We start from the raw sequence: 26,846 nt of genomic DNA on the forward strand, positions 1-26,846 counted from the left end.
AAGCGTCTACCGCCCCTGACTGGCTATACCTTCGGCACATTCGGAAGCCGGGGCGTATCCGATACGAAGACGCCGGCCTCCTCCGCTGCGGCGAGGAATGCTTCGCGGGCGTCATCGGGCGGCAACTTGTTCATCATCACCTGCCCGAAAGTCCGCAACGCATGGAAATAGGCTTCTCCCTCGCTGACTGGCCAGTAGCGGGAGAGCAGGTTCATGGCTTGCCGGGTGGAACTGACGATCATGTAGAAGCCGAGCTTGTCTCGCTCGACATAACAACTCTCAGACCACTGCTTATCCTCAAGCGTCATGGCGCCCCCCAAAAACGCAAAAGCTACGTATCAATCGATCTGACGGACTATCGTTCCGTGCACCCGGATGCTCTTCGCAACGGCAGGTACGGTCCGGCATCTGCCATTCGGAAAATGGCGATTTTGTATCAATCGTTGTAAATATAGGAACCGCACATGTCTTCATCACTCTCGGGAGCGGCGTGGCCCGTGAAAACTGCCACGGCCGTAAGCCCCTCGCCAGCGCCCCAGGTGGCGATATAGCTGACCTTGCCGGAGCCACACAGCCTGTTGCCATTTTCGAGCACCGGATCGGCAGGGTTTTGCACCCGGTAGACGGATGCTGGAACCCTGTGACCGTCGATACGGAAATGGTCGCTGACCAGATCCGAGAAATCGAGCGATTCCCCATTGGCAAAACTGATGCTGAAATCGTCCATCGAAATGTCACCGGTTATGCTGGACGCGGTGTTGCTATAGGCCGTGTAGGCGTCGGCGCGGACCGGGGAAGACCCGCCGATGCCAATCGCGCCGGCGATGCACACCGACATAGCGATGACGAACCTGTTCAGCATAGTTACCCCCCACGGCACGAATTGGAGCCCGATTGAACTCGAAAAGCCGGCAAGGACGCAGCAAACCGGTAAAATCAATGGTCAATCCGAGGCTTTATTGCACTACCCGCACAAAAATGCATCGAATTTAACTGCCGGCCTTTCCTTATGAACATGGCTACATAGTTAAGCCAGGTGGCCGCAAGGCATATTCAAGACGCAAGGAGTTGGGGATAATGGGTTCATCTGTTTTGATTGGTATTCTGATCACGTTTCTGGTGATCATTCTGGTGCTTTGGCTTGTTCAGCGTTTGCCCATCGAGGCTCGCATCCGCCAGATCGTGCAGATCATCGTGATCATCATCGGCATCATCTCGCTGCTGAAGTACCTCGCGGTATTCTAGGCCAGATCCAGTCGACGGATACGGGATTGCCCGTGTCCGTCGATTTTTCAAAGCCTGCCCATAAAAGCCTACCGCCCTCCGAGTGACGGGCTGAACACCATCAGGCTCAGGATTTCAAACAGCACCTGGGCACCGGCCTGCGCCGTATTGGTGGTCGTATCGTATTGCGGCGCCACCTCCACGACATCTCCACCGACAATATCGATCCCCTTCAAACCACGGATCAGCTCCAGCACCTCGCGTGTCGTCAGGCCGCCGATCTCAGGCGTACCGGTTCCCGGCGCAAAGCTCGGGTCGAGACTGTCGATGTCGAACGACAGATAGGTCGGCCCGTCGCCGACGATGGCCCTCGCCTTTTCGATGATCGCCGGAATACCTAGACCCGTCACGTCCTCCGCGTGGATGACCGTCATGCCGGACTCGAACGAAAATTCCCAAAGATATTCGGCCGAGCCACGAATGCCGATCTGCACCGTGCGCGTCGGATCGAGAACCCCGTCTAGCACGGCGTTTCGGAAAGGCCCGGCATGGTGGAACTTGGTCTGGTCGAAAGCGCCGCTGGTATCGCAGTGGGCGTCGATATGGATCATTCCGACCGGCCGCTTCCTGCCGACGGCTTTCAGGATGGGATGGCTGATCGAATGGTCGCCGCCGACCGATAGGGGCAGGACGCCGGCATCGACGATCTGGTTGACGCGCTTCTCGATATCCGCATGCGACTGCTCCAGCCGGTATCGGCTCTGGAAGGGCACGTCGCCGATATCGGCAACACGGATATCGAACACCGGCGCCGTACCGAGCACATGATTGTAGGGACCGATCCGCTCGATGGTGCGCAGCGCACGCGGCCCGAAACGCGAACCCGGGCGGTTGGTGACGCCGAGGTCCATCGGAATTCCGAGGATTGCTACCTGCAGATTGCCGAAATCGGGATCTTCCGCAGAAACCGGCAGATAAGGCGCACTGACGAATGTCGGCAGGCCTGAATAGGGCGCCAGCCGGGTGCCGCTCTTCGAAAAGATCTTGTCGCCGACCTTGCGAAACGCTTCGTCGAAAATCGCGCCGCCTGCAGCATCGCTGAATTTCGCCCGCAACGCGTCCAGCTTCGTCTTGTCCCAGCTCATAGCCGCTTCCTCTGCCCGATGTTGTTCCCGCCTGCCTCGCCCGACAAAGCAGTTGAGAATGCCGTTGCACTCGTTGTAGCAATGGAAAAACGAGAAAGCCAATATGACCCGCGCCCAAGCCAACCCCCTCGTCACCCGCCTCTCACCCCCGCCGATCCCCTCGGTGCACGCCTGGGGGAAGGCCTATGATGGCAGGCTCGGACCGCTGATCGATCTGTCGCAGGCAGTCCCCGGCTATCCGACCCATCCCGAGATGCTGCGCTTGCTCGGGCAAGCCGCCGCCTCGCCCGCCATGACAGGCTATGGCCCGATCGAGGGAGAGCCGGTGCTGCGCGACGCCTATGCGCGGCATGTCAGCACCGTCTATGGTGCGGAAATCAACGCCGACCACATCCACATCACCGCCGGCTGCAACCAGGCCTTCATGTCCACCGCGATTGCCCTTACGGCTTCGGGAGGCAGCGTGGCGCTGACAAATCCCTACTACTTCAATCACGAAACGACGCTGTCGATGCTCGGTATCGGGCATAGCCTGGTTCAATGCGACGCGGCCAATGGCTTCCTGCCCGATCTCAACTCGGCGCAAGCAGCGCTCGCAACCGGTGCACGGGCGCTCGTGGTGGTGACGCCCAACAACCCGACCGGTGCTGTCTATCCGAAAGATCTGCTGCATCAGCTTTTCAAGCTCTGCCAGGAGCACGGCGCCTGGCTGATCATCGATGAAACCTACCGCGACTTCCTACCCGAGGATTTCGGGCGGCCGCATGCGCTTCTGTCCGAACCCGGCTGGGAAGAAACGCTGGTGCTGCTCTACAGTTTTTCGAAATCCTTCTGCATTCCCGGCCATCGGCTGGGAGCGATCACTGCAGGACCGAGCCTCGTCGCGGAAATCGCCAAGGTCATGGACAATATGCAGATCTGTGCGCCCCGTGCGCCGCAAATGGCGGTTGCCACCGCCTTGCCTGTTCTCGCCGACTGGCGCGCCGGCAATCGCCAGGAAATCGCCCGGCGGGCCGATGCGCTGCGACTGGTGTTCGCCGATCTGCCGCAATGGGAAATCGGTGCCATCGGCGCTTATTTCGCTTTCGTCCGCCATCCCTTTTCCGGGCAGTCATCGGCAGAGGTTGCCGAGAGGCTCGCAAGGCAGGCCGGCGTCGTCTGCATTCCCGGCAGCTATTTCGGCGAAGGACAGGATCGCTATCTGCGGCTGGCTTTCGCCAACGCCGATGTGACCTCCATCGCGCTTCTCAGCGATCGCCTGCGGTAGGCCAGGTTGCCGCTGGCTGGAAACAGCCGGCAAACTGGAACCGCTCGCCCGGATGGGTGATTTCGACGTAGGTGACGGTGCGGCCATTCTGCCAGGTCTGGCGAACGAGGTTGAGGCAGGCTTCGCCACGCTCGGTCTCCAGCAACCGCGCTGTCGCCTGATCGGCCGAGATCGCCCGGATGACATGACGGGCCTTGGTCCAGGGCACCTGCTCCAGCAGCCATTTTGCCGGCGGCAGCACGGCAAATTTCTCCTCCCGGGCAAGCGGCACCAGATCCAGCATGATGATACGGCGCTCGAGCGCATTCGGCCTGCCATCGACGATGTGCAGGCATTGCAGCCTGAGGATCTCGGCCCCCACCGGCTCAGAGAGCAACTTGGCATCGCCTGCGTCCAGTCGTTCGATCTTGCGCGTCAGTATACTGTGGTCGTGGCTGTGCCCGGCAAGTTCCGCGGCAGTGCTGATATCCTGGATATCCATCACGGTGCGGTCGATCTGCGGCAAGGCGACAAACGAACCGGTCTTGCGCCGGCGCACGACCATGCCACGCGCAACAAGCGCCGACAGCGCCTTGCTCACCGTCATGCGCGAGCAACCGTATTGCGCCACCAGATCCTGCTCGATCGGAATGCGGGACCCAGGCTGCCATTCGCCCGCCAGGATTTTCGCCTCGATATCGCTGAAAATGGTCTGGTAAATTGATGCCAAGGTCGACCCTCGATCCGTGTGGCAACAGAGCCTACCGGTCACCCGGCAATGGCGGGCGATTTGCCTGCAGCTGTCAGCCGGCACATTTTTTGCGTGTCCAGACTTTTACATTGACACTGTAGGCCCGCCTATATCTATTTGTATAGTCAAAAGCGGATCGCAGAAATCCGTCTCGCGGGAAAATCACATTCAAATCCTCCGACAGGGGGATGAAAAACTGGAGAGAGATCATGAAAACCAATTCCCTGCTGAAGGGTCTTCTCGGCGCTGCCTTCCTGCTAGGCGCGACGCTGTCGGCCCAGGCTGCTGATACGCTTGCCGCAGTCAAGGCTGCCGGCACCATGAAGGTCGGCACCGAAACCGCCTTCGCACCCTTCGACTTCATCGATGCCGGCGAGCATGTCGGCCTCAACGTCGATCTCTTCGCCGAAATCGGCAAGGAACTCGGCGTCAAGATCGAATGGGTCACACTTCCCTGGGACGGCGTCTTCCCGGCCCTTGAAGCTGGTAAATTCGACGTCGTTGCCGGCCCGGCTACCATCACCAAGAAGCGTCTGGAGCATTACCGCTTCACGCCGCCGATCGCCGAGGCGAGCATCGCCATCCTGAAGAAGTCCGGTGACAAGAAGATCGTGAAGCCGGAAGACATTGCCGGCACCAAGATCGGCGTCGGCAAGGCGACTTCGCAGCTCGACCAGCTGAAGGAATATTCGGCTACCCTGCCCAAGCCTGTCGACGTGCACGAATATGTCTCGTTCAACGATGCCTATGCCGACCTCGCCGCAGGCCGCGTCGAAGGCGTTGCAAACTCGCTGCCGAACATTGCTTTTGTTGCCAAGCAGCGTGAAGGCGTATTCGAAGTCGTCACGCCGACATTCGGCAAGAAGTCCTATTTCGGCTTCATCGGCCTGAAGGATGCCGATCACGCGCCTCTGATGGACGCGATCGATGCAGCTCTTTTGAAGATCAAGGCTGATGGTCGCATGGCCACGTTGCAGAAGAAGTGGTTCGGCGCCAGCTTCGACACCCCGGATGCCGTCAAGGACCCGGCATTCTGATCTGCTCGTCTTTCTGACTGATTGCGCCCCGGCTTATCCCCGGGGTGCGATCCGAGACAGGATCGGGTCTCACTGACTGCCAGGCGAGCGAATTCGAGACATGTCCTACAAACTCTTCGAACTGCTTTTGCAAGCATCGATCTACACGATCACCATCAGCGTCGCGTCGATCCTGATCGGCTTCACGCTAGCCTTGCTGATCTCGGCGATGACGCTGTCGGGCCAGCGGCTGTTCATCTGGCCAGCCCGAATTTTCATCAGCTTCTTTCGCGGCGTGCCTCTGCTGGTGCAATTGCTGCTGATCTACAATCTGCTGCCGGCCATTGGCGTGAACGTGCCGAGCATTGTCGCAGCCATCATCGGCATGTCGCTGTCGACGGCCGCCTATCAGGCAGAAAACCTGCGCGGCGGCTTTGCCAGCGTGCCGCGCGGCCTGATAGAATGCGCCGAAATGGTCGGCCTGACGCCGGCCCAGATCTTTCGCCGCATCAAGGCGCCAATCGCCATGCGGCTGACCTTTCCCGCCCTCGTCAACGAGGCGATCCTGCTGCTCAAGGCCTCGTCGCTGGTATCCGTCGTCGGCATCATCGAATTGACCCGCATGGCTCAGGACCTGTCGGCCAGCACTTTCCAGCCGCTGCAGATCTTCGCCTCGGCCGGCCTCATCTACCTGATAATCAACTGGATCGTGGCGCTTGCAGGCGGCATGATCGAGCGCGCGTTGCCGGGAGCGCCGCGATGACCTTCGACATCCATGTCATCATCGACCAGTGGCCGGCGATCGTCAGCGGCGGCCTGGTCACCATCCTCATCTGGATACTCGGCACCGTTGCGGCCGCCTTCCTCGGCTTCCTCGTTGCCGTCGCCCGCCGCTACGGCGGCCCCGTGGTCGATGCGATCTTCGGCCTGCTGGTTGCTATATTGCGCGGCACGCCTTTCCTCATCCAGATCTTCCTGGTCTACTATGGCGGCCCCTTCATCGGCCTGTCGCTCGATCCGATCCCGGCCGGCCTGATGGGTCTGTCGATCTACGGGGCGGCCTATTACAGCGAAATCTTCCGCTCCGGCTTTGCGGCCGTGCCTCCCGGCCATATCGAAGCCGGCGAATGCGTCGGCATGAGCCAGGGCCAGATCATCCGACGCATCCTGCTGCCGGAAATGATCATGCTGGTGCTGCCGCCTTCGCTGAACATGACCATCATCCTGATGAAGGAAACGGCGGTGCTGTCGATCATCACGGTGCCCGAACTGACGGCCACGCTGAGTGCCATAGGCTCGCAGCAATATGCCTTTGTCGAAGCGCTCTTCGTGCTCGCCGTCTTCTATTGGGTCCTGGTCGAAGCCACCGGCTGGCTCGGCCATCTCGCCGAAACGAAACTCACCAGATTCAGGTTTTTCAACGCATGAGTATCCCGGCAATCGCAGTCAAGAACCTGGTCAAGAAGTTCGGCGACACGACCGTACTGCACGGCATCGATCTGGAAATCCCTCAAGGACAGGTCTCCTGCCTGATCGGCCCCTCCGGCTCCGGCAAGAGCACGCTGTTGCGCTGCATGGCCTTTCTCGAGGAAGCGACAAAGGGCACCATCACCATCGATGGCGAAGTGCTCGGCTTTACGGAGAATGCCCAAGGGGTGCGGGAACGCCTGTCGGCCGCGACCAACCGGGCTATCCGCGGCCGTATCGGTATGGTCTTCCAGCAATTCAATCTCTGGCCGCACATGACGGCACTCGGCAACGTCAGCGAAGCGCTGAAGACGGTGCACAAGATGAGCCGCAAGGATGCCGAAGACAGCGCCATGGCACAACTGGTCAAGGTCGGGCTCGAAAACCGGGCCGGGCATTATCCGTCACAGCTGTCCGGCGGCCAGCAGCAGCGCGTGGCAATTGCCCGGGCGCTGGCCCTGAAACCGAAGATCATGCTGTTCGACGAGCCAACCTCGTCGCTCGACCCGGAACTGACCGGCGAAGTGCTGAACGTAATGCGCGACCTCGCGTCTGAGGGCATGACGATGGTCGTGGTTTCCCACGAGATCGGCTTTGCCGCCACCGTCGGCCAGCAGATGACATTCCTCGACCATGGCAAGATATTGTTCAGCGGCACGCCGCAAGAGGTCTTTGCCAAGCCCCGCCACCCCCGCCTGGAGCAATTCCTCGACACCTACCTCGATCGCGGCGCCTCGACGCTGCTTTAGGCGGCATTCCAGCATTCTGACTGTCCTGCGCCCCGGACTATGCCTATAAGTTTTCGACCGGACGGAGATCGAAATACTTCAGGGGTAATTTCATGCTGCAGAAACTGCTCGACGGTGGACCGATGACGCGGACGGTCTCGCTGCCTCGGGGACGGCACAGGCTGCATGCCATGCCGACCAGCGCCGGCTATGAGATCCGCCAGAACGAGACTTACGACTGGGATGGCCGCAAGCGCGGGCAGACACCGTTTACAGTACTGCAGCACACCGTCAGCGGCGAAGGGCGTTTGCGCTACGAAAACCGCAATTATCGTCTGGGTTCGGGCGATACGCTGCTGGTCATGGTGCCTCACAACCATCGCTACTGGCTGGAGAAGAACAGCCGCTGGGAGTATTTCTGGATCTCGATGAACGGCGAGGAAGCGCTGCGCATCCACCAGCTGATTCTGGCGGCGGCCGGCCCGCTGCTGAAGCTGCCGCAAGGGACTATCGACCAGCTGGCGGATTGCAGCCTGCAGCTGATCCACGGCGCCAAGAGCCCCGCCCAAGCCTCCGCCGTCGCCTATAGCGCCGCTATGGCACTCTACGACGGGGTGTTCGGGTCACACGCCTTCATGCAGACCCAGAGCGCGATGCAGGCAGTTGTCGATCACATCAACGCCAATCTCGACAAGCCGCTGCCCGTCGAGGAACTGGCGGAAGTAAGCGGCCTCAGCCGGGCGCATTTTTCGCGGGTTTTTGCCGAGAGCGAGGGCCTGCCGCCGGCAGAATTCGTCCTGCAGCAACGCATGCAGAGGGCTGCCGTTCTGCTGACAAAGGCAGCCTTCCTGCCGGTCAAGGAAGTGGCGATCATGTCGGGCTTCGACGACGCCAACTATTTTTCAAAGGCGTTCAGGCGGGTCTATGGCCTCAACCCGACAGAGTTTCGCACCACCGGCATGTACGCATCACTGCGCAACGTTCCGGCGACCAACCGCTGAAACTGGCTCGGAGGTCACGTAATGGCAATGTGATTGGTGACGGAGGCAACCCCGGGCACAGCCCGCGCGACTTCGGCAGCACGCTCGACTTCGTCGGCGGTTGCGACAGCGCCCCGAAGAACGATCGCATCGCCCTCGGCAGTCACAATCACATCGGAAGCGCTGATGCCGCCGGAGACCGCGAGTGCCTCTGCCACGCGCACCTCAAGTGTCGCATGATTTGGGTTTTCGACTTCGATTTCAGGCTCTTCGCCGTTAAATGTTGCGGGTTTCAGCACCATGACTGCATCTCCTTGTGTTTCAGGAGATAAAACGCCGATACCGGCCATAGGTTCAGACACGCCGATGCGCCGATGCCATTACCACTTGATCCGGTAGTTCATGCGCAGATCGCCCGCCCGTGTCGCGGAAAGCGGATCGGCAACGGACGCGGTGAAGCGAAGATGCGGTGCAAGCGGCTGGTTGAGTGCCAGCGTGCCCGTGATGTCTCCGGTAGCCGAGGTCACCGTACCGCTCGCCGAAACCGCAGTGCCGGCCCAGGGATACGTCATTGTCAGCGCTTGCGTCGCATCGATCGACGGCGACACACCTGAGGCAGCCGCGTAGTTGAGATTGAGCGAGTTCGATGCCTTCAGGTCGAGATTGCTGGAATAGATCCAGCTCCTGGATCGGCTCAGCGAAACACCACCGCTGCCACCGAGGGTGTCGATCCGGACGACGACGGCGCGATCTTCCGTCGTCCCCAGTCTTTGCCGGCTGTCAGCAACCTTGCCCCAGACGGTCGCCAGTTCGGAGCCGCTTAACAGCTGGCCGCCAGTCCCGGTGCTCAGCCCGAGGTCGGCGCCGGCGCTTGCATCGACAGCCAATGGCAGCTTCACCCCGACTGTGGTCTGATACACCCTCGGGGCCACCTTCACGGGAGCCCAGATCAACGCGCCGTCGGCCTTTGCCGGCAGAGCAATCGTCATTGTGCCGAGCACGACGCAAACGGGCGCCATGCGGAACAGCATTTTTGCCATGGATCATCTCCAGGGTTGGTATCGAGACAGACGGACATTGTCCGCAACGGGGGCAACCGAACACCGCACGATAGAAACGGTTCGGGTACCTCTTGCTAACAGGGCCAGGGCCCGGACGATGGGATCGTCACCAGCGCAGCGCATCTTATCGATGAAAAGAGTAAATGCCGCGTTGTTATGGTTCAATGATCCCATCCGTACCTATGCTTGTAAACCCCCGTCCTTCAGAATTATGCTGCAACGCACACTTGCCGCCCCGAACCTTCCGCGCTAGAGCCTGCGAGAGCAGGGATGACACCGAGTTGCCAAAGATGCAGATACGCGAACCATGACATTGGATAAGCAGGCGCCGCGTCGGCTGACGATCATGGGCTCGACCGGCTCCATTGGCCGGAACACGCTGGACGTGATCGGCCATCTCGGCGGACGCGATGCGTTCGAGGTCAAGGCCCTGACGGGAAACGGCAATATCGCACTGCTGGCAGAGCAGGCGAAGGCCGTTGGCGCCACTCTTGCGGTCACGGCCGACGACAGGAACTACAGCCTCCTGAAAGACGCCCTTGTCGGATCGGGGATATCGGTGGCCGCCGGTCGCAGCGGCCTCGAGGAGGCTGCCGACATGGAATCCGATTGGGTCATGGCGGCCATCGTCGGCACAGCTGGTCTGGCACCCACCCTTGCGGCTGCCCGCCGCGGTGCCGATATCGCCCTTGCCAACAAGGAATGCCTGGTCTCCGCCGGCGATCTTTTCGTCACCGCAGTCAGGCAGGGCGGCGGACGGCTGCTGCCGGTCGACAGCGAACACAATGCCATCTTCCAGGTGCTGGAGGAAAGCCAGCGCCACGCCGTCGAACGCGTCATCATCACCGCTTCGGGCGGCCCCTTCCGGACCTTTACGCTCGAGCAGATGGCCGATGTTACCGTCGAGACGGCGCGCGCCCATCCGAACTGGTCGATGGGTCTGAAAATCTCGATCGACAGCGCCTCGATGTTCAACAAGGCGTTGGAAATGATCGAAGCGCGGCATCTGTTCGGCCTCACCCCGGATCAGATCGAGGTCGTCGTCCACCCGCAGTCGGTGGTCCATTCCATGGTTGGCTATTCCGACGGTTCGGTGCTGGCCCAGCTTGGCGCGCCCGATATGCGGACCGCTATCGGCTACGCCCTGTCCTATCCGCGCCGGGCACATCTGCCGGTGGAGCGGCTGGATTTCACAAAGCTGGCACGCCTCGACTTCGAGACGCCGGATGACGTCCGGTTTCCGGCCATCCGCCTTGCCCGACTGGCGATGACCCGCGGTGGCGTCCAGGGAGCGGTCCTGAACGGCGCGAAGGAAATTGCGCTTGACGCCTTCATCGCCGGCCGCACCGGCTTTCTGACAATGGCAAAGGTCGCGGAAGACGTGATGGACCGCCTCGCCCATCTGCCGGCCGCGTCGAGCATGGACGACGTATTCGCCGCAGACGAAGAAGCCCGGCGACTGGCGACCGGGCTTCTGAACTAAATCGGCGAATGGAGCGAACCGTCAGGCGACGGCGCGTGCGAGCGCGCAGCGTGCCCAGAGCGATTGCACAGCCTCGACCAGATGGGCGATATCCGCATCGCTGTGCAGCGGCGTCGGGGTAATGCGCAGGCGCTCGGTCTTCTTCGGCACGGTCGGATAGTTGATCGGCTGAACGTAGACATCGAAGCTGTCGAGCAGGATATCCGAGATCCATTTGCACTTGGCAGCATCGCCGACCATGATCGGGACGATGTGGCTGGGGTTCGGCAAATGCGGAATACCGGCAGCATCCAGCATGCCGCGCAGCTTGCGGACCCGGTCCTGGTGGCGGGCGCGTTCGAAGCTGCTGGATTTCAGGTGCTGGATCGACGCAACAGCGCCAGCAGCAAGCGCCGGCGGGATCGACGTCGTGAAGATGAAGCCTGAGGCAAACGAGCGGATGAAGTCGCAGAGCGCTGTCGATGCGGCGATATACCCGCCCATCACGCCGAATGCCTTGCCGAGCGTTCCCTCGATGACCGTGATGCGATCCATCAGCCCTTCGCGCTCGGCGATGCCGCCGCCACGCGTACCGTACATGCCAACCGCGTGCACCTCGTCGAGATAGGTCATGGCGCCGTACTTGTCGGCGAGATCGCAGATTTCCTTGATCGGCGCGATATCGCCGTCCATCGAATAGACGGACTCGAAGGCGATCATCTTCGGCGCCTTGGGATCGGCAGCGGCGAGCTTGGCTTCCAGATCTTTCAGGTCGTTATGACGCCAGATCACCCTGTCGCACTTGGCATAGCGGATTCCCTCGATCATCGAGGCGTGGTTCAGCGAATCCGAAAAGATGATCATCCCCGGAATGCGCGAGCCGAGCGTGCCAAGCGCTGCCCAGTTCGAGACATAGCCCGAAGTAAAAACCAGAGCCGCTTCCTTGCCGTGCAGGTCAGCCAGTTCGCGCTCGAGAAGAACGTGGTAATGGGTCGTTCCAGAGATATTCCGGGTGCCTCCCGCACCCGCGCCACAGTGATCGATCGCCTCTTTCATCGCCGCGATTACCTTGGGATGCTGCCCCATTCCAAGATAGTCGTTGGAACACCAGACAGTCACATCCTTCGGTCCGTCGGCTGTGTGGCGCGTCGCGCGCGGAAAATCACCGCGATGGCGCTCCAGGTCGGCAAAAACGCGATAGCGCCCTTCCTGATGCAGCCCGTCCAACTCGCCCTTAAAAAACGCTTCGAAATCCATCATTTTCTCCAGTACCGTGACCGTGTTGTATGACTGCTGCACGGCACGTCAACCCTATCCCGTCCGACTGCGGCAAATGGCCGTAGTTTGGAATAGCTCAAAAGAGAAAATAGCCCATCGGCGCGCTTTTGCAATTGATCCATGCCAATGCGCGATGGACTTTCACGATGAAACAATTGCCTGACCTTGCGTTTAGAGCAGAGATCCATGTCGGCAAGCAACATTCAGCAAAAAACCGCATAGGTCGGTAGACAATCATATTTAGCGCTATATTTTGGTGTTTACACCAGCATTAAGACGGTGCTGACACCGCGCGGACACAATGGGGACGGCCAGCCGCTTTGACGGCAAAGCCAACGTGGAGAGAGATTTATGAAGAAAGTCCTAGCTTTCGTGCTGATCGGATTGTCGATCGCAAGCTGCACACCGACCGAGCAGGGTGCGGGTATCGGCGCAGCGTCCGGCGCCCTGATCGGCGGTGCGGTCACCGGCAATTTTCGAGGCGCAGCCGTCGGCGGCGCTATCGGCGGGTTAACGGGTGCAGCGATCGGCAGCGTCGCCGAACAGCCCGGCCAGTGCTACTACCGAGACCGCTACGGCCGTCGCTATATCGACGACTGCCCACGCGGCGGATACCGCAACGACGGCTACTAAGCCACATCGCCTCCAGCGCGCCCCGGACGAGGGTCCGGGACGTCTGCATCCCAGGGGCGCAGTCTCACGTATATTATTAAAATGCTACACATGGCGACTTTGAACCGCTATGGTGAGACGGCGTTAACGGTTTGGGACGCAAAGCTGGCTAAATTACAAGTAATCGTAAAGCGCCGTATGTACATCAGACGAACCGGCCCGGGGATTGGTTTTGCGTATCGACGAGCAGGCACCGTTATTGCGGTCGCGGCGTGCGTATTTGTGAGTCCCGCTCTCATCACTGATGCCTTCGCTTTCAAGCTCTTCGGCATCAATTTTTTCGGCAAGGATGAGGACAAAACCGATGCGGTCGCCGATCCCGTCCGCTATTCGGTAACGTTGAATACCGGCAACGCCGACAAGGACCTCAAATCTACGCTCGAGTTGAGTTCCATGCTTGAGGCCGACAAGGACAAGGCTGTGTCAGGCGATCTGGGCGTCGTCATCAAGGCCCGCGACGACCGCGACCGACTGCTGGCATCCCTCTACGAAAACGCGCGCTACGGCGCGGTAGTAACGATCACCATCAACGGCACCGATATAGACCAACTCCCGCCGCAGCCGACATTCGGCCGGGCGAAACCCGTGCCTGTGGTCATCACGGTCGATCCAGGCCCGCTGTTCAAGCTCGGCAAGATCCGACTGGAAGGCGACGCCGCCGGTCGCGACCCGACGAATTATGGCCTGGTATCGGGTGGTGACGCCGGTTCGCTGGTCATCATCAAGTCGGCCGACAAGGTCGTTGCCGAGATGAAAAGCGAAGGCCGGCCGCTCGCCCGGGTGATCAGGCGCGATGTCGTCGCCGACCACGCGACAAATACGGTCGACGTCACGCTCGACGTCAAGAGCGGCCCGATTGCCAATATCGGCGACGTCACGGTGACCGGCGAGAAACGTCTCGATCCGACTTTCGTCCAGCGTTATTCGCGCCTTAACAAGGGGGATCGCTATTCCCCAGAGCAATTGAAGAAAGCCTCCGAACGGCTACGCAAGCTCGGTGCGATCGGCAGCGCAACGATCCATCAGCCCGACAAGCTCGCACCTGATGGCACGTTGCCGCTGAACCTGGAGATTTCGGAAGCCAAGCGCCACTACTTCGGCGCAGGCGCGCAATACTCAACCACCGATGGCTTCGGGCTGCAGGGTTACTGGGGCGATCGAAACGTTTTCGGCAAGGCGGAATCTCTACGCATCGAAGGTACGGTGTCCCGCCTTGGCGAAACCACCAACTACCAGGATCTCGATTACGAGGCCGGGATCATCTACACGAAGCCGGCCGCCGTGCTGGCTGCCGGCACCTTCATTGCCAGCATCAAGGCAGTGAGCACGAATCCGGACAACTACAGCGCCAGGACGATTACCGGCGATGTCGGCTACTCCTATGAGCTCAGTGACTACGACACTGCTCTGGCAGGCGGTCGCGTGAGCTACGAGGACAGCACCACCGATGCTTTCGGCGACCAGCAGTTCCTGACCTTCTCCGTACCGCTCGAGTATATCCGCGACACACGCGACAACAAACTCGACGCCACCGAGGGTTACCGGGCGACGCTCGACGCGCAGCCGGGCTACGAGGCGCTGGGCGGGACGATCTTTACGTCGCTCGAAGGCTCCATCTCCGGCTACAACGGCATCGGGTCCGACGACAACGTCGTCTTTGCCGGCAAGCTTGCAGCCGGCTCGCTGCTCGGCGCGGACAATATCTCCGACATCCCGACGACACGGCGCTTCTTCGCCGGCGGCGGCGGCTCTGTGCGCGGCTATGCCTACCAGGAAATTACCGCCTACAATGCCTTGAACCAGGCACTCGGTGGCACGTCCTATGCGACGGTGTCGCTGGAGGCGCGCGTCAAGGTGACCAAGACCATCGGCCTCGTGCCATTCATCGACGCCGGCAGTGTTACGGACAAGAACATCCCGGATTTCTCCGACGTTCGCGTCGGCGCCGGCGTGGGCTTGCGCTATGCCACGCCGTTCGGTCCGATCCGGGTGGACTTTGCCGTGCCTCTCAACAAGTACCAGGGCGGCACGTCCTATGGCATCTATGCCGGCATCGGACAGTCCTTCTGATAGTGCAGCAATGTCGACCTAAGATTCCGGCACGAAATGGGGTAACATCGCTCTGATGGGCACTTTGATAAGAGTTTTGAGCGGACTGACCAGGCTCGTCGGCATCGTCCTCGCAGCCGTCGTGGTGATTGCGATCGGCTTGGTCCTGGCGATCGGCTTTGCCCCGGGCGTGACCCGTTTTGCCGTCGATGAAGTCGCCAAACTCGCCTCGACGCCTGACCGCCGTATCACCGTCACGGACCCCTCCGGTCTTTTGACGGGCAAGCTGCGCGCCGGCAACGTTACGCTCTCCGACACAAAGGGAATTTTTGGCCAGATCTCCGGCCTGTCCGTCGACTGGTCGCCGCTTGCCCTCATCAAGGGCACCTTCCATGCCGAGACGATCGCCGCTGACAAGGTAGATTTCGTGCGCTTGCCGATCAGCACTGCGGAAGTCGTGCCGGAGCCGACGCAGGCAACGCGCACAGCGTTCACCTTGCCCGTCGCCGTCACAGTCGATGCGTTCAACCTGCCCGAGATCCAGCTCGGCAAGCAGATTGCCGGCAACGACTTCGCGCTGGCAGCCTCGGGCAGCCTCGATGCTGAAGGCAACAGCATGGCGATGAAGCTCAACGCCAACCGCCTGGATGTGCCGGACGCAAGGCTGGTGGCCGATGTCGTCTTTGCACCCGATGACAACCAGCTGAAACTCCAGGCCAATCTCGCAGAGCCGAAAGGCGGCATGCTGGCCGGTCTGCTGCGCTTGCCCGGAAGCCCGGCAATGAACATCGATCTTTCCGGCCAGGGTCCGCTCTCAGACTGGACCGGCAAGCTGCAGGCGGCCCTCGATGGCCAGCAGATGGCGACGATAGACGGGCGCCACGTGTTGTCGGCAGACGGCGTGCGCCACATCACTGTCAAGGGCGGCGGCAAGGTGGACTCTCTGCTGCCACCGAATTTCCGGCCTCTCTTTGCCGGCCAGACGACCATCGACGTCGCAGCCGCCTTTGACGGCAAAGGCAAGATCGATATCCAGACCGGCAATCTCGCGACAGGCAGCGTCGTGCTTGCGGCATCCGGGACACTCGATCCTGCCGGTAATAACAGTCTCAATGCCAATCTTATCGGCACCTCTGGACCGGTAGACTTCCGCTGGCCGCTGGCCGAAGGCGAGGCTCGCGCCCTTATTTCACGCGTCGATCTCGCCCTGACCGGCGCAGCAGGGTCGGCAAAAATCGATGCCAGGGCGCAGATCGACAGCGCCAGCGTTCCGCAGGGGCGGCTTTCAAAGGTAGACCTCACCGCAAAGAGCGATGATTTCAATGTCTCGGCAAGCTCCGGTCCGCTGCTGCTCAACCTGTCGGTCGGCGATGCTTCCTTCGTCAATCCGGACCTGCAGCGGGCAGTTCACGGCCCGCTCTCGCTATCCGCCCCCTTGCAACTCTCTTCCAACAATATCGGCTTCAATGGCACGACGCTGCAAAGCGGCGGTATCAACGGCACGCTCAACGGTCGCTACACGCTGACCTCGCAATCTCTGAACGGCAATTTCAAGCTGGCAGTAGCCCCCGCAGCACTGCCCGAAGCGATTGCCCAGAAATTCGATACGCCGATTTCGCTGGAGGCGCAGGTCGCCGGCACTATCCCGTCCAGGATCAATCTTTCCAATCTCCATCTGAAATCCGGTACCGCCGAGATCAACGGCAATATCGCCCTTGCGGACGAGGCACTGACAGCGGATCTTTCCGGCCGATTGCTCAAACTTTCAAAGCTGCTGGAAACTGCCGACGGACAGGCCGACTTCACCGTCAAGGCAGCGGGGCCGCTGGCAAAACTCGGCGTCGATGCCAGCCTGAAGGCGATCAACGTTAAACTGGCCGGTCGCCTGCTGGATACGCTCGACGTCGCTGTCAAAGGCGTCGCCGATCCGAAGGCGCCCGAGGGCAGCGTCACGGCGTCGGGTGCAATCGACGGCAAGCCGATCAACATCAGCGCCAATGCTACTTCCAAGGATGGCGCAACCGACATACCCGGCCTCAGCGTGGAGATCGGCGATAACAGCCTGAATGGGTGGCTGACCCTATCGCCAGGCTTCGAGCCGGCCGGCTCCTTGACCTTCGACTTTCCTGATATAGGGCTGTTGGCGGCACTGGCCGGTCAGCGGGCAGACGGCAACCTCCGGGGCGAGGTCAAGATCGACAACGACAACGGCAAGACCTCTGCCGTGATCAATGCATCCGGTTCCGGAGTGCGGCGAGACGATCTTTCCATCGTCAAGCCGGAGATCGCGCTGACCATCAGCGACCTCAAGGCATTCGCTGCCAATGGCAGCATTCGTGCGGGCGAAATCGCTTCCGGCACGAACAGGCTGGTTGCCCCGGCCCTGACATTCACGCAGCAAGGCAGCCGTACGGACTTCGATCTGAAGGCCAATTACGACGACAAGCCGGTGACGGCGTCAGGAAATGTCGTGACGGGCAACGGCCAGACGGTTGTCAGCCTCGATAACTTCGCGGCAACCCCAATGGCTATTCCGGTAAAGCTCGGCGCACCGACGAAAGCAACGATTGCCAACGGCATCGTGACACTTTCCGGTATGACCATCCAGACCGGCAGCGGATCGATCAACATGACCGGCAGCGCCGGTGCGGCTCTCGATATCCAGGTCAAGATCACTAGCCTGCCCGCAAGTCTGGCGAACACCTTCATGCCAAGCCTCGCCGCCGAGGGTACGATCTCCGGAACGGCCAAGGTAACCGGCAAGCCGGCGTCCCCCAGCGTCGTGTTCCAGGCAGACTGGGCCAATGCCGCAACGAGCCAGACGAAATCAGCCGGCATTTCCAAGCTGGGCATCAAGACAAACGGTAAGTTTGCAGACAACAAGGTCACGATCGATCTCAATCTCGCCGGCCCCTCCGGTCTGTCGCTGAACGGTGGCGGCAGCGTCGAGGTTGCAGGCAGCAAAGCCCTGGCCCTGAAATTCGACGGCACCGTACCATTCGACGTCCTTGCCGGGCAGTTATCGGCACAGGGTTACGTCGCCAGCGGCGCGGCCAAGGTCAATGTCCAGATCGGTGGCACGACCGCAGCGCCGGCGATCACGGGTAGCGTCAACGTCAGCGGCGCCAAGCTCCTCGATATCCGTCGCAACCTTGCGGTCAACGCAATCTCCGCCAACCTGACGCTGGAGGGCCAGCAGGCGCGCCTCGTCAGCCTGAATGCGACGCTGGGAAGCGGTGGCACAGTTTCCGCCAGCGGCACGGTCGGTATCTCCGGTGACTTCCCGGCAGACATCGCCATCAAGCTCAACAGGGCCACCTATGTCGACGGCACTCTCGTCACCGCCACCGTCGACGGCACGCTTGGCATCAAGGGACCGATCCTGACCGCGCCCGTCCTCAGCGGCCGGCTGAGGCTGGAGAAGGCGTCGATCACGGTGCCGGAAAAACTGCCCGCCTCGCTGTCGGAGATCAACATCCGCCGCAAGAACGCCCCCGCCGCCGTGACCGCCCAGTTCAAGAAGGACAGGGCGGAAGGCGCCACGCAGAAATCGATGAGCCTCGGGCTCGACCTGCAACTCGATGCGCCGTCCCAGATCTTCGTGCGCGGTCGTGGCATCGATGCGGAACTCGGCGGCAGCGTCATCATCAAGGGCACGGCAGCAACGCCTGTCGTCACCGGCGGCTTCACCATGCGCCGTGGCCGATTGACCATTCTCAGCCGTCGGCTTGATTTCACCGACAAGAGCCGCATCAGCTTTGCCGGCGACCTGACCCCCACCCTCGACATGGAAGCGACCTCGACGGCGAGTTCGACGACCGTGACCGTCAATGTGTCAGGCGTCGCCACGGACCCGACCATCGGCTTCTCTTCATCGCCCGCTCTGCCGCAGGACGAGGTCATGGCACAGCTCATCTTCGGCCAGTCCATGGCCAAGCTTTCGCCGGTGCAGATTGCCCAGCTTGCCGACGCCGCCAGCCAACTCGCCGGTGGCCGCTCGACCTCGCTGTTCGAGGGTTTGCGCAACCAACTCGGCGTGGACGACCTCGATGTCACTACCGATTCCAAGGGCCAGACCCAGGTCGGCGTGGGCCGCTACATCAACAAGCGCACCTATCTGGAACTGCAGCAGGGCACCGGCAATTCGACCAAGGCCGTGATCAACCTCGATGTCGGGCGCGGCATCAAGCTGCAGGGCTCGGCTGGCTCCAATGGTGCCGGTGGCGCCGGCGTCGTCTATGAACACGAATACGACTAGAAACCGGTCTTGCTGGTTTTCAGGAGAATGTTCGATTCCGTCGTGTTGATGCCGTCGATGAGCCGGATGCGCCTGAGCGTCTCGTCGAAGCCGGCAAGGTCATGGCTCTCCAACTCGGCGATGAAATCCCATTTGCCATTGGTACTGTGCAGGGCGCGCACCTGCGGCAACCCGCGCAGCTGATCGGCGACCCGGTCCGCCAGCCTGCCGAGCACCTCGATCATCACGATTGCGCGCACACCGGCAGATCTTGTCTCGTGGCCCGTGCGTATCGTGAAGCCGGTGATGGTGCCGTTTTCCACCAGCCTGTCGATGCGCGCCGAGACTGTTGCGCGCGATGCGCCCGTTGCCGCAGCCAGCGACGAAACAGGTATCCGCGAATTATGCCTGAGTGCACTCAGAAGCTCCCGGTCCAGATCATCCATAGACATCTCACTTTGTAAAATTGGCCTTAGCAATCTGCACAATCATACGCAAAAACCGACACTTTTCCATCTTTTTGCTGTCATCGCCGTAGGCCATATTTCCCTGACAATTCAGGGAACAGCCTCATGAACACCCACTCGACCTCTGTCACGCTGATCGGCGTTCCTCTCGAAGAAGGCTCTGGCCGACGAGGCGCGGCCATGGGGCCGACGGCGCTCCGCATCGCCGGCATCGACACGATGCTGATCGAGCTCGGCCATAGTGTTATCGATGCCGGTGACCTTCACCCTGAACCGGCCGGCGACTTGCCGGATCATCCAAAGGCTCATCACCTGAAGGTCGTCGGCGCCTTTACCCGGGCGCTGGAATCAAGCGTATACGACGTGGCCAAGGCAGGCGGGTTTCCCATCATTCTTGGCGGCGACCATGCCCTGTCGATGGGCAGCGTCTCCGGCATGGCGCGCTATGCAGCCGGTATCGGCCGCCCGCTTTTCGTCTTGTGGCTCGACGCCCATGCCGACTTCAATTCGCCGGTGACGTCTCCGTCCGGCAATATCCACGGAATGCCCGTGGCGTTTTTCTGCGGCGAGGCGGAATTCGCCGACATCCTGCCGAAGGAGCGACCCTTCGTCGATCCGCGCAAGGTCTATCAGGTCGGCATCCGCTCCGTCGATCCACATGAGCGCGACGCCATCCGCGAGCACGGTGTCAATGTCTTCGACATGCGCGCCATCGACGAGCACGGCGTGGCCTCCATCATCAGCAACATCCTGACGACCGTGAGCAATGCCAATGGCCTGCTGCATGTCAGCTTCGACGTCGATTTCCTCGATCCGGACGTCGCACCCGGCGTCGGCACCACCGTTCCCGGCGGCGCCACCTTCCGAGAAGCCCATCTGGTGATGGAGATGCTGTCGGACAGCGGCCTTGTATCGTCGCTGGATCTCGTCGAACTCAATCCGTTTCTCGACGATCGCGGCAAGAGTGCCCGCGTTCTTGTCGAACTGACGGCCAGCCTGTTCGGCCGCCGCATCTTCGACCGCCCGACCCGCGCCGCCTGATCTTGGAGAGGAGACCGCCCGTGACCTTGTCCGCCAATCTCATAGCCACCGAACAGCGCCTCGGCGCCCACAACTACAAGCCGCTCGACGTCGTCCTGTCACGTGGCGAAGGCGTGTATGTCTGGGACACCGACGGCAATCGTTATCTCGATTGCCTGTCCGCATATTCGGCGGTCAACCAGGGTCACTGCCATCCGAAAATCCTCGCGGCCATGACCGAGCAGGCCGGCAAGCTGACGCTTACCTCGCGGGCTTTCCGCAACGACCAGCTTGCCTACCTCTACGAAGAGCTCGCCGCCCTCACCGGCTCGCACAAGATCCTGCCGATGAACTCCGGGGCCGAGGCAGTCGAGACCGTCGTCAAGGCGGTCCGTAAATGGGGATATGAGGTCAAGGGCGTCGCCGAGAACCAGGCGGAGATCATTGTCTGCTCGGAGAACTTCCACGGCCGGACGCTCGGCATCATCAGTTTTTCGACGGACCCCGATGCCCGCAATGGCTTCGGCCCCTACGCGCCCGGCTTCGTCACAGTGCCCTTCGGCGATGCCGATGCCCTGGCGGCAGCGATCACCGAAAATACAGTTGCAGTTCTGGTGGAGCCGATCCAGGGCGAAGCCGGCGTCATCATCCCGCCGGCCGGCTATTTCACGCGTGTCCGTGAACTCTGCACCGACAACAACGTCACGCTGATCCTCGACGAGATCCAGACCGGGCTTGGCCGTACAGGCAAGCTGCTGGCTGAGGAGCATGAAGGCATCGAGGCGGACGTGACGCTGATCGGCAAGGCGCTGTCAGGCGGCTTCTATCCGGTGTCGGCGGTGCTTTCGAACTCGGAGGTGCTGGGGGTCCTGAAGCCCGGTCAGCATGGCTCGACCTTCGGCGGCAACCCGCTAGCCTGCGCCGTCGCCCGGGCCGCGCTGAAGGTGCTGACGGAAGAAGGCATGATCGAGAACGCCGCCATTATGGGCAATCGCTTCCTCGATGGCCTCAGGGCAATCCGGTCCAACATCGTCAAGGACGTTCGCGGTCGCGGCTTGATGATGGCGATAGAACTGGACCCGGAAGCCGGCGGCGCCAGGCCTTACTGCGATGCCTTGAAAACACTCGGCATTCTGGCCAAGGACACCCACGGCCATACCATCCGCCTTGCACCCCCGCTTGTCATCACAGCAGATCAGGTCGACTGGGCCATCGAGCGACTTGCCAAGGTGCTCGCATAGCACGACCCTTTCGTTGTCTCTATAGTTAGATGCATGCGTGCTTACCCCTAGGATTTCAGGGGTAAACAATAGAATCTAAGTAAATTTTTAATGACTTCATTCTAATACAAATAGCAACGCGCATCAGACTTCCGAATAAAAATGACATTTCACAAATTTAAAATTTTCGTCTGAACTACAAATAACTCAACACACAGCAAATAATCAGCCATACTTACAAATTAGATAGAATATAAAATGAAAATGGGCGGCGCTCACATTTTACATTCTGCTGATTGGCGAAGTGTGCCTTGACGACATTGCTTCCTTGGAGGAAAATTCTATGTCGATCATACCGTTCAGTTCCGGGGCCAAAGCCAAGGCGATCAACGCAGCCCTCATGAAATCCCAGGCAGTCATCGAGTTCGACCTGACGGGGAAGATCATCACTGCCAATGAGAATTTCTGCAACACCCTTGGCTACAAGCTGCAGGATATCGTCGGCAGGCACCACAGCATTTTCTGCGACCCCGCCTATGTCGCATCCAGCGAGTACCGTACCTTCTGGGCCAATCTCGGCGACGGCAAGTTCGATTCCGGCGAATATAAAAGACTTGCAAAGGACGGACGCGAAGTCTGGCTCCAGGCGACCTACAATCCTGTGCTGTCGCACGGCAAACCCTGCAAGGTGGTCAAATTCGCCAGCGTCATCACCGAAGCAAAATTGCGCGCGGCCGATGCCGAGGGCAAGCTCAATGCGATTTCCCGCGTCCAGGCCGTGATCGAATTTACGCCTGGTGGAGAGATCCTTACGGCAAACGAAAACTTCCTGTCGCTCCTTGGATATAGGCTCGAGGACATCAGCGGCCGTCACCACCAGATATTCTGCGACCCGGCCTATGTTTCAACGCCGGCATACAGGAAGTTCTGGGAAACGCTCGCCTCCGGTCAATTTATCGCGGAAGAGTTCATGCGGATCGGCAAGGGCGGCAAGGTCGTCTGGATTCAGGCTTCCTACAACCCTATTCTGGACATGAACGGTCGCATCTTCAAGGTCGTCAAATTCGCAACCGACGTCACCGAACGCGTCCGTGCAGTCGCAGAACTGGCCGCTGGCCTGACGGCGCTTGCCAACGGCGATCTGGTATCGCGCATTGAAAAGCCGTTCATTCCGACGCTTGAAAAAGTCCGCGTAGACTTCAACCACTCCGTCGAGAAGCTGGAATCCGCCATGCGCGTGGTGGCCGAAAATGCCAACGCGATCGCCGCCGGCGCAAGCCAGACCCGCACAGCCTCCGACGAGCTCGCGCGGCGTACCGAGCAACAGGCCGCCGCCGTGGAGCAGACAGCCGCTGCCCTGGAGGAGATTACCCAAACGGTTGCCGATAGCGCCCGTCGGGCCGAGGAATCCGCCAATCTGGTGGCCCAGACCAGAAGCGGAGCCGAACTCTCCGGAGCGGTCGTGCGCAACGCCGTTAATGCGATGGGGGAAATCGACAAGTCTTCACGCGAAATCAGCAACATCATCAGCGTCATCGACGACATTGCCTTCCAGACAAACCTGCTGGCCCTGAACGCCGGCGTCGAGGCAGCGCGGGCCGGAGAAGCCGGCAAGGGCTTCGCAGTCGTCGCCCAGGAAGTCCGCGAACTCGCACAGCGCTCGGCCAAGGCGGCCAAGGAGATCAAGACACTGATCACCACCTCCTCGACGCAGGTCAAGAACGGCGTGTCGCTCGTGGATGAAACAGGCCGCGCGCTGGACACCATCGTCCGCCAGGTCGGCGAGATCGACACGAACGTTGCCGCTATCGTCGTTGCGGCGCGGGAACAGGCGACCGGGCTGAAAGAAATCAACAACGCCGTCAACTCCATGGACCAGAACACCCAGCAGAATGCAGCCATGGTCGAGGAGACGACAGCGGCAAGCAGCAGTCTCGCCAACGAGGCCGAGAGCCTGCGCGAGTTGTTGGCGCAGTTTAGATTTGGGCAACACTCTTCCACTATGATTCGCTCAGGGCGTCCCGATGCCAGAGCGACGACGGGTTCGGCGCCCGTATCGAGGGTGAAGGCCGTTCGCGCCAGCGGTCGCGGGGCCACAGCCGCGCTTGCTCAGGAAAATTGGGAAGAATTCTAATGGCAACCATCACGACAACGAGTTTCAGCGGCGAGACCCTCGAGATCATCGCTTTCCGGCTTCACGAGCAGGAATTCTGCGTGAAGACGACCACCATCCGCGAGATCCGCGGCTGGGCTCCTTCAACCCCGATCCCGCATGCACCTTCTGACGTCATCGGCGTCATGAACCTGCGCGGTTCGGTGATCCCGATCATCGATCTTGCCTACAAGCTCGGCATGAAGAGCACGGTCGCCAACGAACGCAGCGCCATCGTTGTCGCCGAGGTCCACAACATGGTGATCGGCATGCTCGTCGACCGCGTCTCGGACATCCTGACGATTGGCTCGGACCAGGTGCAGCCGGTCCCGGAAGTCACCGCTTCCTTCGATCGCTCCTATTGCGAAGGCATCATCGCCACCGAAAACGGCATGATCTGCTTTCTCAACCTGGCGAAGATGTTCAAGGAAACCGACGCCGAAGACATGGCTGCTTAGAAAACATGGCTGCTTAAAGACGTGGCCGCATAAACTGCCGTCGTCTTCCACAAATGAAACCGCTCCGTTCCGGGGCGGTTTTTTTATTGCCTTAATGCCTGAACCCGTGCGCCCGCAGACATTATACTGACCGCACAATCTTTGGTTTTATTGTCTATTTAGAATATACCATAATTTAACTATTTTTATCCATCTTTGTATTGCGACATCATGTTGCGGACAGCTTAACGCAGACAGCCAGTGAAACTCTGGCGCACCTAGCAAATCGATTATTCAAATACGGCCGTTCCGGATGGATCGACCAACGCCTCTTCGTGCGATGTGCCTGAGGGCTGTTGTCGCGCCTGGAGGCTTCAATGGAGCATTGGCGCTGGCGTGGGGCTGCGCCAGGAAATGAGGCACCTCGCTATGAGCTTCGGACTGACTTCAGACGCCCAGCATATTCTCAATGCCATCTCGCGATCACAGGCAGTGATCGAATTCGACCTGACAGGCAAGATCCTGAAAGCAAACGAAAACTTCTGCAACGCGCTCGGCTACCAGCAGAGCGAGATCGTCGGCAAGCACCACAGCATGTTTTGCGACCCGGATTACAGCGCCTCGCAGGAATATCGTAATTTCTGGGCCAGCCTTGGCCGCGGCGACTATGCTTCAGCCGTTTTCAGACGCATCGGCAAGAACGGTCGGAATGTCTGGATTCGGGCAAGCTACAATCCCGTTCAAAAGAGCGGCAAGCCCTACAAGGTCGTCAAATTCGCCTCCGACATCACGGCCGCATACACCAAATCTGTCGAGGACGCAGGCAAGCTGGATGCGCTTTCCCAATCTCAGGCCATCATCGAATTCACACCGACGGGCGAAATCCTCGTCGCCAATGAAAATTTCTGCAATGCGCTCGGCTATTCGCTCAGCGAGATCGTTGGCAAACACCACAGCATGTTCTGCGATCCGGCCTACAGCCGCTCCGAAGAGTATGCAAACTTCTGGCGCCGTCTGGCGGGTGGCGAGTTTGTCGCCAACGAGTTCGTCCGCCTCGGCAAGGGTTGTCGCGAAATCTGGATTCAGGCCGCCTACAATCCGATCCTCGATGCCAACGGGAAGGTCTTCAAGGTCGTCAAATTTGCGACGGATGTCACCAGCCGCATGAGTGCCATCGCGAAACTCGGCGAAAGCATGAAGGCACTGGCGCAAGGCGATCTTACCCAGACAATTGACACGCCGTTCGTACCCTCGATGGAGCAGTTGCGTCGCGATTTCAACGACGCGCTGGGCAAGCTTTCGGCGGCGATGGAGACTATCGGCGGCAACGCCAGCGCTATCGCAGCCGGCTCGCGCGAGATCGGCACGGCGGCAGACGACCTGTCCAAACGGACGGAGCAACAGGCCGCCTCCATCGAAGAGACGGCGGCAGCGCTCGAAGAGATCACGACCGCTGTCAACGACAGCAGCAAGCGTGCGGACGAGGCCGGGCGGCTTGTCGCCCAGACAAGGCAAGGGGCCGAGCAATCTGGCAATGTGGTGCGCAACGCAGTTGCCGCGATGGGCCAGATCGAACAATCGTCCCGCGAGATCAGCAGCATCATCGGTGTCATCGACGATATCGCCTTCCAGACCAACCTGTTGGCGCTGAATGCCGGCGTCGAGGCCGCCCGTGCCGGCGAGGCCGGAAAGGGCTTTGCAGTCGTTGCCCAGGAAGTCCGCGAACTCGCTCAGCGCTCCGCCGGGGCTGCCAAGGAGATCAAGGGGCTGATCAACAAGTCCGGCCAACTGGTGAAAAACGGCGTCGCGCTGGTCGACGAGACAGGCAAGGCGCTCGAGGAAATCGTCCAGCAGGTCGGCGATATCGACAAGAATGTCATCGCCATCGTCGTCGCCTCGAAGGAACAGTCGCTCGGCCTCAAGGAAATCAACCAGGCCGTCAATGCCATGGACCATGCGACCCAGAAGAACGCAGCCATGGTCGAGGAAAACACTGCGGCCAGCCACAAACTTACGCACGAGACCGAGGAGTTGCGGACGCTGCTCGCCCAGTTCGGCGTCGCCGGCGACAGGCCCTCGCGCACGGCAGCCGCCTCGCCACGCTCCCGGACCGCGCCATCGCCAGTTCGGCAACCGGTGTTGCGGGCTGCCAGAAGCAGCGGTTCGTCATTAGCCGTCGCCGAGAGCTGGGAGGAATTCTAGCCGCGATATCAGGCGTTGAGACCGCATGCGGC

General features: G+C 60.5%; 24 protein-coding genes. 16 read left to right on the plus strand and 8 right to left on the minus strand.

Going from position 1 to position 26,846, the window contains the following annotated elements; genetic code table 11:
* Positions 1 to 23 precede the first annotated feature (23 nt).
* Both J5274_RS01945 and J5274_RS01950 read right to left on the minus strand, forming a co-directional pair.
* A complete protein-coding gene (locus tag J5274_RS01945) occupies positions 24 to 308 on the minus strand; it encodes a DUF982 domain-containing protein (RefSeq protein WP_142824752.1) in 285 nt (94 codons plus the stop codon).
* A 128-nt stretch (positions 309 to 436) separates the two neighbouring features.
* Entirely contained in the window at positions 437 to 862 is a 426-nt protein-coding gene (locus tag J5274_RS01950; protein WP_224127884.1) for a hypothetical protein, read from the minus strand.
* A gap of 215 nt (positions 863 to 1,077) precedes the next feature.
* Between J5274_RS01950 and J5274_RS01955 the strand changes: the two genes are divergently transcribed.
* The gene (locus J5274_RS01955; protein ID WP_111219842.1) at positions 1,078 to 1,245 is read left to right on the plus strand and encodes a Thivi_2564 family membrane protein; all 168 of its coding nucleotides are present in this window, start codon (positions 1,078 to 1,080) and stop codon (positions 1,243 to 1,245) included.
* Positions 1,246 to 1,313: 68 nt separating this feature from the next.
* Here J5274_RS01955 and speB read toward each other — a convergent pair whose 3' ends face one another.
* Entirely contained in the window at positions 1,314 to 2,369 is a 1,056-nt protein-coding gene (gene speB / locus J5274_RS01960; protein WP_111219840.1) for an agmatinase, read from the minus strand.
* Between the two features lie 103 nt (positions 2,370 to 2,472).
* On the opposite strand from speB, the gene J5274_RS01965 reads away from it, so the two are divergent.
* Positions 2,473 to 3,636, plus strand: coding sequence for an aminotransferase (locus J5274_RS01965; RefSeq protein WP_142824750.1), 1,164 nt, complete (start codon positions 2,473 to 2,475; stop codon positions 3,634 to 3,636).
* On the opposite strand, the gene J5274_RS01970 is transcribed toward J5274_RS01965, so the two are convergent.
* Positions 3,617 to 4,345, minus strand: coding sequence for a UTRA domain-containing protein (locus J5274_RS01970; RefSeq protein WP_142824749.1), 729 nt, complete (start codon positions 4,343 to 4,345; stop codon positions 3,617 to 3,619). The two genes, J5274_RS01965 and J5274_RS01970, sit on opposite strands and share 20 nt — an antisense overlap.
* A 230-nt stretch (positions 4,346 to 4,575) precedes the next feature.
* On the opposite strand from J5274_RS01970, the gene J5274_RS01975 reads away from it, so the two are divergent.
* The 5 genes from J5274_RS01975 to J5274_RS01995 all read left to right on the plus strand — a co-directional run bounded on the left by J5274_RS01975 (position 4,576) and on the right by J5274_RS01995 (position 8,578).
* On the plus strand, positions 4,576 to 5,403 hold the full coding sequence (locus tag J5274_RS01975) for a transporter substrate-binding domain-containing protein (protein WP_142824748.1): 828 nt from the start codon (positions 4,576 to 4,578) through the stop codon (positions 5,401 to 5,403).
* 100 nt (positions 5,404 to 5,503) lie between these two features.
* Positions 5,504 to 6,145: an amino acid ABC transporter permease gene (locus J5274_RS01980; protein ID WP_142824747.1), complete on the plus strand. Its 642-nt coding sequence runs from the start codon at positions 5,504 to 5,506 to the stop codon at positions 6,143 to 6,145.
* Entirely contained in the window at positions 6,142 to 6,810 is a 669-nt protein-coding gene (locus J5274_RS01985) for an amino acid ABC transporter permease (protein ID WP_142824746.1), read from the plus strand. Before J5274_RS01980 ends, J5274_RS01985 begins: the two co-directional genes overlap by 4 nt.
* Positions 6,807 to 7,598, plus strand: coding sequence for an amino acid ABC transporter ATP-binding protein (locus J5274_RS01990; RefSeq protein ID WP_142824745.1), 792 nt, complete (start codon positions 6,807 to 6,809; stop codon positions 7,596 to 7,598). Before J5274_RS01985 ends, J5274_RS01990 begins: the two co-directional genes overlap by 4 nt.
* A gap of 92 nt (positions 7,599 to 7,690) precedes the next feature.
* Positions 7,691 to 8,578, plus strand: coding sequence for an AraC family transcriptional regulator (locus tag J5274_RS01995; RefSeq protein WP_142824744.1), 888 nt, complete (start codon positions 7,691 to 7,693; stop codon positions 8,576 to 8,578).
* A gap of 14 nt (positions 8,579 to 8,592) precedes the next feature.
* On the opposite strand, the gene J5274_RS02000 is transcribed toward J5274_RS01995, so the two are convergent.
* Complete coding sequence (locus tag J5274_RS02000) at positions 8,593 to 8,859, minus strand: BON domain-containing protein (RefSeq protein WP_142824743.1); 267 nt, start codon at positions 8,857 to 8,859, stop codon at positions 8,593 to 8,595.
* Between the two features lie 78 nt (positions 8,860 to 8,937).
* Positions 8,938 to 9,597 carry a hypothetical protein gene (locus tag J5274_RS02005; RefSeq protein ID WP_142824742.1) on the minus strand — a complete coding sequence of 220 codons (660 nt, stop codon included), beginning with the start codon at positions 9,595 to 9,597 and terminating at the stop codon, positions 8,938 to 8,940.
* A 328-nt stretch (positions 9,598 to 9,925) separates the two neighbouring features.
* Here J5274_RS02005 and dxr point away from each other — a divergent pair, with 328 nt between their 5' ends.
* Entirely contained in the window at positions 9,926 to 11,101 is a 1,176-nt protein-coding gene (gene dxr, locus J5274_RS02010; RefSeq protein ID WP_142824741.1) for a 1-deoxy-D-xylulose-5-phosphate reductoisomerase, read from the plus strand.
* A 21-nt stretch (positions 11,102 to 11,122) separates the two neighbouring features.
* Here the strand turns inward: dxr and hemA are convergent, their stop codons facing one another.
* Positions 11,123 to 12,337: a 5-aminolevulinate synthase gene (gene hemA, locus J5274_RS02015; protein WP_142824740.1), complete on the minus strand. Its 1,215-nt coding sequence runs from the start codon at positions 12,335 to 12,337 to the stop codon at positions 11,123 to 11,125.
* A gap of 372 nt (positions 12,338 to 12,709) precedes the next feature.
* On the opposite strand from hemA, the gene J5274_RS02020 reads away from it, so the two are divergent.
* The 3 genes from J5274_RS02020 (at position 12,710) to J5274_RS02030 (ending at position 19,337) form a co-directional block, all read left to right on the plus strand.
* A complete protein-coding gene (locus tag J5274_RS02020; RefSeq protein ID WP_111219818.1) occupies positions 12,710 to 12,991 on the plus strand; it encodes a YMGG-like glycine zipper-containing protein in 282 nt (93 codons plus the stop codon).
* 177 nt (positions 12,992 to 13,168) lie between these two features.
* Complete coding sequence (locus J5274_RS02025) at positions 13,169 to 15,100, plus strand: autotransporter assembly complex family protein (protein ID WP_142824739.1); 1,932 nt, start codon at positions 13,169 to 13,171, stop codon at positions 15,098 to 15,100.
* Between the two features lie 76 nt (positions 15,101 to 15,176).
* Entirely contained in the window at positions 15,177 to 19,337 is a 4,161-nt protein-coding gene (locus tag J5274_RS02030; RefSeq protein WP_224127881.1) for a translocation/assembly module TamB domain-containing protein, read from the plus strand.
* Here the strand turns inward: J5274_RS02030 and J5274_RS02035 are convergent.
* Entirely contained in the window at positions 19,334 to 19,762 is a 429-nt protein-coding gene (locus tag J5274_RS02035) for an Lrp/AsnC family transcriptional regulator (RefSeq protein WP_111219812.1), read from the minus strand. The genes J5274_RS02030 and J5274_RS02035 overlap by 4 nt on opposite strands.
* 126 nt (positions 19,763 to 19,888) lie before the next feature.
* On the opposite strand from J5274_RS02035, the gene rocF reads away from it, so the two are divergent.
* From rocF to J5274_RS02060, 5 genes are all read left to right on the plus strand, one after another.
* On the plus strand, positions 19,889 to 20,824 hold the full coding sequence (rocF, locus tag J5274_RS02040; RefSeq protein WP_142824737.1) for an arginase: 936 nt from the start codon (positions 19,889 to 19,891) through the stop codon (positions 20,822 to 20,824).
* A gap of 20 nt (positions 20,825 to 20,844) precedes the next feature.
* Complete coding sequence (gene rocD, locus J5274_RS02045) at positions 20,845 to 22,044, plus strand: ornithine--oxo-acid transaminase (protein ID WP_142828796.1); 1,200 nt, start codon at positions 20,845 to 20,847, stop codon at positions 22,042 to 22,044.
* A gap of 322 nt (positions 22,045 to 22,366) precedes the next feature.
* Positions 22,367 to 24,157 (plus strand): PAS domain-containing methyl-accepting chemotaxis protein, encoded by a 1,791-nt coding sequence (locus J5274_RS02050; protein WP_219274738.1) that lies wholly within the window; start codon positions 22,367 to 22,369, stop codon positions 24,155 to 24,157.
* A complete protein-coding gene (locus tag J5274_RS02055; protein WP_111219804.1) occupies positions 24,157 to 24,633 on the plus strand; it encodes a chemotaxis protein CheW in 477 nt (158 codons plus the stop codon). The genes J5274_RS02050 and J5274_RS02055 overlap by 1 nt, the downstream gene beginning before the upstream one ends.
* A gap of 408 nt (positions 24,634 to 25,041) precedes the next feature.
* Positions 25,042 to 26,814, plus strand: a complete 1,773-nt coding sequence (locus tag J5274_RS02060; protein ID WP_224127875.1) for a methyl-accepting chemotaxis protein — start codon at positions 25,042 to 25,044, stop codon at positions 26,812 to 26,814.
* The last annotated feature ends 32 nt before the right edge of the window (positions 26,815 to 26,846 follow it).

The organism is Rhizobium sp. L51/94 (genome assembly GCF_019355555.1).
In the GTDB taxonomy this organism is placed as follows: Bacteria; Pseudomonadota; Alphaproteobacteria; order Rhizobiales; family Rhizobiaceae; genus Rhizobium; species Rhizobium rhododendri.

Coding starts and splice junctions, on each gene's coding strand:
- J5274_RS01945 (WP_142824752.1), bottom strand. CDS start 308: ATGACGCTTGAGGATAAGCAGTGGTCTGAGAGTTGTTATGTCGAGCGA.
- J5274_RS01950 (WP_224127884.1), bottom strand. CDS start 862: ATGCTGAACAGGTTCGTCATCGCTATGTCGGTGTGCATCGCCGGCGCG.
- J5274_RS01955 (WP_111219842.1), top strand. CDS start 1,078: ATGGGTTCATCTGTTTTGATTGGTATTCTGATCACGTTTCTGGTGATC.
- speB (WP_111219840.1), bottom strand. CDS start 2,369: ATGAGCTGGGACAAGACGAAGCTGGACGCGTTGCGGGCGAAATTCAGC.
- J5274_RS01965 (WP_142824750.1), top strand. CDS start 2,473: ATGACCCGCGCCCAAGCCAACCCCCTCGTCACCCGCCTCTCACCCCCG.
- J5274_RS01975 (WP_142824748.1), top strand. CDS start 4,576: ATGAAAACCAATTCCCTGCTGAAGGGTCTTCTCGGCGCTGCCTTCCTG.
- J5274_RS01980 (WP_142824747.1), top strand. CDS start 5,504: ATGTCCTACAAACTCTTCGAACTGCTTTTGCAAGCATCGATCTACACG.
- J5274_RS01985 (WP_142824746.1), top strand. CDS start 6,142: ATGACCTTCGACATCCATGTCATCATCGACCAGTGGCCGGCGATCGTC.
- J5274_RS01990 (WP_142824745.1), top strand. CDS start 6,807: ATGAGTATCCCGGCAATCGCAGTCAAGAACCTGGTCAAGAAGTTCGGC.
- J5274_RS01995 (WP_142824744.1), top strand. CDS start 7,691: ATGCTGCAGAAACTGCTCGACGGTGGACCGATGACGCGGACGGTCTCG.
- J5274_RS02000 (WP_142824743.1), bottom strand. CDS start 8,859: ATGGTGCTGAAACCCGCAACATTTAACGGCGAAGAGCCTGAAATCGAA.
- J5274_RS02005 (WP_142824742.1), bottom strand. CDS start 9,597: ATGGCAAAAATGCTGTTCCGCATGGCGCCCGTTTGCGTCGTGCTCGGC.
- dxr (WP_142824741.1), top strand. CDS start 9,926: ATGACATTGGATAAGCAGGCGCCGCGTCGGCTGACGATCATGGGCTCG.
- hemA (WP_142824740.1), bottom strand. CDS start 12,337: ATGGATTTCGAAGCGTTTTTTAAGGGCGAGTTGGACGGGCTGCATCAG.
- J5274_RS02020 (WP_111219818.1), top strand. CDS start 12,710: ATGAAGAAAGTCCTAGCTTTCGTGCTGATCGGATTGTCGATCGCAAGC.
- J5274_RS02025 (WP_142824739.1), top strand. CDS start 13,169: ATGTACATCAGACGAACCGGCCCGGGGATTGGTTTTGCGTATCGACGA.
- J5274_RS02035 (WP_111219812.1), bottom strand. CDS start 19,762: ATGGATGATCTGGACCGGGAGCTTCTGAGTGCACTCAGGCATAATTCG.
- rocF (WP_142824737.1), top strand. CDS start 19,889: ATGAACACCCACTCGACCTCTGTCACGCTGATCGGCGTTCCTCTCGAA.
- J5274_RS02050 (WP_219274738.1), top strand. CDS start 22,367: ATGTCGATCATACCGTTCAGTTCCGGGGCCAAAGCCAAGGCGATCAAC.
- J5274_RS02055 (WP_111219804.1), top strand. CDS start 24,157: ATGGCAACCATCACGACAACGAGTTTCAGCGGCGAGACCCTCGAGATC.
- J5274_RS02060 (WP_224127875.1), top strand. CDS start 25,042: ATGAGCTTCGGACTGACTTCAGACGCCCAGCATATTCTCAATGCCATC.